The sequence below is a fragment of the Immundisolibacter sp. genome, from assembly GCF_028696615.1.
GTDB lineage: Bacteria > Pseudomonadota > Gammaproteobacteria > Immundisolibacterales > Immundisolibacteraceae > Immundisolibacter.
The window spans coordinates 1-3,491 of record NZ_JAQVGQ010000251.1; the positions used below are offsets into that span (position 1 = coordinate 1).

The 3,491-nt window shown below is 69.8% G+C and carries 6 protein-coding genes and 1 pseudogene; all 7 read right to left on the reverse strand.

Features of this window, described 5'->3' with window-relative positions:
• A pseudogene (locus PHC73_RS12640) lies at window positions 1–343 on the reverse strand (baseplate assembly protein); the annotation flags it as partial.
• On the reverse strand, window positions 340–684 hold the full coding sequence (locus PHC73_RS12645) for a GPW/gp25 family protein (RefSeq protein ID WP_300128873.1): 345 nt from the start codon (window positions 682–684) through the stop codon (window positions 340–342). The pseudogene PHC73_RS12640 and the gene PHC73_RS12645, both read right to left, overlap by 4 nt.
• Complete coding sequence (locus PHC73_RS12650) at window positions 681–1,193, reverse strand: phage baseplate assembly protein V (RefSeq protein WP_300128876.1); 513 nt, start codon at window positions 1,191–1,193, stop codon at window positions 681–683. The genes PHC73_RS12645 and PHC73_RS12650 overlap by 4 nt, the downstream gene beginning before the upstream one ends.
• A gap of 58 nt (window positions 1,194–1,251) precedes the next feature.
• Window positions 1,252–1,713, reverse strand: a complete 462-nt coding sequence (locus PHC73_RS12655; protein WP_300128878.1) for a phage virion morphogenesis protein — start codon at window positions 1,711–1,713, stop codon at window positions 1,252–1,254.
• Window positions 1,710–2,180, reverse strand: a complete 471-nt coding sequence (locus PHC73_RS12660) for a phage tail protein (protein WP_300128881.1) — start codon at window positions 2,178–2,180, stop codon at window positions 1,710–1,712. The genes PHC73_RS12655 and PHC73_RS12660 overlap by 4 nt, the downstream gene beginning before the upstream one ends.
• Window positions 2,177–2,677 carry a hypothetical protein gene (locus PHC73_RS12665; protein WP_300128884.1) on the reverse strand — a complete coding sequence of 167 codons (501 nt, stop codon included), beginning with the start codon at window positions 2,675–2,677 and terminating at the stop codon, window positions 2,177–2,179. Before PHC73_RS12665 ends, PHC73_RS12660 begins: the two co-directional genes overlap by 4 nt.
• A complete protein-coding gene (locus PHC73_RS12670; protein WP_366949884.1) occupies window positions 2,674–3,453 on the reverse strand; it encodes an N-acetylmuramidase family protein in 780 nt (259 codons plus the stop codon). The genes PHC73_RS12665 and PHC73_RS12670 overlap by 4 nt, the downstream gene beginning before the upstream one ends.
• Window positions 3,454–3,491 lie beyond the last annotated feature (38 nt).

The following is a 3,491-nucleotide window of genomic DNA, read 5'->3' on the forward strand; positions in this document are numbered from 1 at the left end:
GGGCCATCTGGGTCCGGGTGCGCAGCCGGTCGTCGGTTTCTCCCTCCAGGCGCTCGACGCCCAGGTAGGCGGCCAGGTGCTCGAGATCGGCGCCGGTGGCGTAGGCGAGCATGACGGCCCGGGCGGCGTCGTTGACCCGTGCGCGCAGCAGGACCTCGCGGTAGGACGACTCTTCCAGGAACTTGGTGAGGGGCTCGGATTCGAGGGCGAGGACGGCGGCGAGCTCGGCCTGGCGATCGGCGGGGAAGAGGTCAATGAGGTCTTGCTTGCGCGCGGCCAGGATGGCCTCGTAGCTGTAGGTCTCGACGACGGTGGGGGGCGGGAGCCGGCTGAGGTCGATCATGCCAGGCGCTCGGTGAGGGTGACGGGCTGCAGGTTGCGCGGGCTGTCGAGCCGGGTGCCGTCGAGGGTGACGCTGGCACGGCCGCCGATGTCGACGCTGATGGTGCAGCGGCTGAGGCTGAGGCGCGGCTCCCAGCGGACCAGGGCGGCGACGATGGCGGCCTGGAGCCTGAGCCTGTTGGCCGGGTTGCCGGGGTGGTCGATGAGGTCAGGGACGTGGCTGCCGTAGTCGCGGCGCATCACCCGGGTGCCGATGCGGGTGGTGAGGATGTCGCGGACTGACTGGCGCAGGTGGTCGAGGCCAGTGATGGCGCGGCCTGTGGCGGAATCCATGCCGATCATTGCGCGGGCATCCCGGTGTTGCTGCCGCCCGGCAGGATGCCGGTGTGGACGTGGGTCTTGAGGCTGATGCCGTCGGCGATGACGTCGCCGGTGACGTGCACGGCGCCGGTGGCGACGATCTCGACGCTGGCACCGTCAGGCAGGGCGATGCGGTAGAGGTGGGCGGCGTGGTCGTACTGGATCGAGGCGCCGTCCGGGTAGGTGGTGAGGTGAACCGACTCGGCGTCGCTCGGGGCCGGGTGGGCATCCCGGTAGATGGCCGGCAGGACGATGGCGGCGGCCGGCTCGCCACTGGGCGACAGGAGGGTGACCTGTTCGCCGACGGTGGGCGGGTCCCAGGTGCGGGTGGTGCCGGCTCGGCCGGTACTCCACGGCAGCCAGCCGGTGAGGAGGTTTCCTGTCTGGACGCGGACGCGGGCGGTGGCGTGGTCGATGGCCGCGACCGTGCCGACCCGGACGATGTTGTCCAGGCGGCGGCGGAGTTCGATGAGGGCGGCGGCGGTGTCCATGGGGTGACCTTACCCACGCGCACACGAGGCGGCGACCGGTTAAGGCTGTATGGGCGCGCTATACACCACCGGCCAGGTGGTGGAGGACGATGTCTTCGACGGCCTGGACGTCGGCGTCTGGGATGCCGAGCAGTCGGCGTGCCGGGTAGGTGTATTCCGGGCCGCGGCGGCGGTTGACGCGGTCGCGCAGGCCACGTTGGTGGACCTTGGCGATGGCCTGTACTGAAGCGGAGAAGGCGACGGTGGCCTCGTCGGGCTTGGCTTCGGTCTTGAGGTAGCGGGCGGTGCGCAGCTTGCCGAACATCTTGCCGCGGCGGATCCGGCCTTTCTTGCCGCGCAGCTGCGGCTTGCGGGGTTCGAATGCCTGGCCGTCCGGGTCGACCTGGTCGGCGATGCGGCCGGTGTTGCGGCGGCGCAGGTCGGCGGCGATGGCGCGGGCGAGCTTGCGCCTGGCCGGTGGGTCGAGACGGCCGATCAGGGCACTACACCAGGCGTCGATCGGTTCCAGTTCGGAGGTCATCCGATCTGCTCGTAGTCGTGATTTCGGCCGATGAAGAGTTCAAAGCCAACCGGTCCGCCAAGGTCGGGCAGCGCGGGCTCGTCGAGGTGGGTGGCGGTCCAGCCGCCGGCGCCGTCGTCGGCGACCAGGACGGCCTCGCGGATGGGTAGCTTGATCAGGACGTCGGCGGTGTCCTTGTCGATGATCTCGGCCTCGTACTGGATGGCCTGTTCGGCGCTGTCCGGATTCTGCAGGAGGGCGGGTTCGTTTACGGCGAGCCAGGCGAGCAGGGGGACGATGAGGGTGTCGGCGTGGTCGGTGTAGTCGGTGACCAGGATGTGCAGCTCATAGCGGTATTCGTAGCCGAGGCTGCACGGGCGGGCGGCGATGGCGCCGCGCTCGATGTAGAGGCTGAGCCGCTCGGGGTGCTTGCGCAGTGCGGCCACGTTGGCCACGAGGTGGGCTCGGACCTGCTTGGCCTTGTTCACTGGGCGTCATCCTCTCCGGCCGAGGTCTGGCGGTGCCAGGCGTTGAGGAGGTCGAGGTACATCAGGGTGGTTTCGGAACACTCGAACTCGAGGTCGGCCGGCTTGGGGGCGGGGTCGGGCTGCCGTGCCGGAGTTCCTGAGGGAGCAGGTACAGGGTCGGCGGGGGCCGGTCCAGTGACAGGGGAGGGCGCGGGAACTGGGGGCAGGGTACGGCTACCGGTACCGGCGCCGGGATCGCGCAGGCGGCGAGCAGAGCGGAGCAGGCCAAGGCCATAAGCGTGCGCATCGTCGGTGTCCTTGTTGATGTGGGTCTGGTTGCGTTCGACGCGGACTTTGCGCGCCGTGGCGGCCTGGCCTACGGCGCGGGCCCGGTCCTGGAATTTCTCGGCTTCGCGCTCGGCTTTGTTGATGCCGGTGATCAGGCCGTAGCCGTACATGGCGGCGCCGAGGCCGGCCAGTACGGCCCAGCGGATGAGGATGGGCGGGATGGGGATCATTGGGAGCTGTGGCGCTCGTAGGCTAGGGCGAGGCGGACGTCGTAGTGGTTGTCCTTGTAGCTCGGTCCGTTGTAGCGCTTGGCGAAGTCGGCCCACTTGCGGGCCTTGAGGGCGCGCAACAGGCCTTCATCGGCGGCGATGAAGGCGACGAAGGCTTCGAGGTGGGCGCACTCGCTGGCGTCCATTGCGGTGACGAAGTCGATGACGTCGTCGTAACCGCAAGTGGCGTGGTGGAAGCCCATGATCTGGTAGCGGCCCCAGCTGGCGGAGCGCAGCGCGCAGTCAAAGTCGATGGCGCGGGCGTGCTGGAGGCGGAAGTGCTCGGAGGCGCCGCCCATGTAGCCGCCGCGCTTGGGGTTGACGAGATCGGGGTAGCGGCCGGCCAGGGCGTCGGCGTCATGGCCGGCCTGGGCCAGCTCGCGGTACATGATGTGCCGCTCGTAGAGGATGACGGGGCGGCCGTCGCTGAGGAACCCGGCGCCGGCGGTCTCGACCTCGGAGACGGCCATGATGCTGGCGACCGGGACATCGAGTCGGGCGGCGGCGGTGTCGAGTGCGGTCTGGGTGAGCAGCTTGCTGGTGTCGTCGCCGCGCAGCGCGGCCAGGGTGCGGGGGCCGGCGATGCCGTCGACGACGAGGCCGAGGTCGGCCTGGAAGCGGCGGACGGCGGCGGCCGTGGCGTCGCCATACCAGCCGTCCTGGGTGGTGGTGTAGCCGCGCTGGTTGAGCCGGTACTGGAGGTCGCGCACGGCGGCGCCGGTGTCACCCTGTTGCATGGTCGTCTCCTCGGATGAGATCGATGATTGGATTTCTG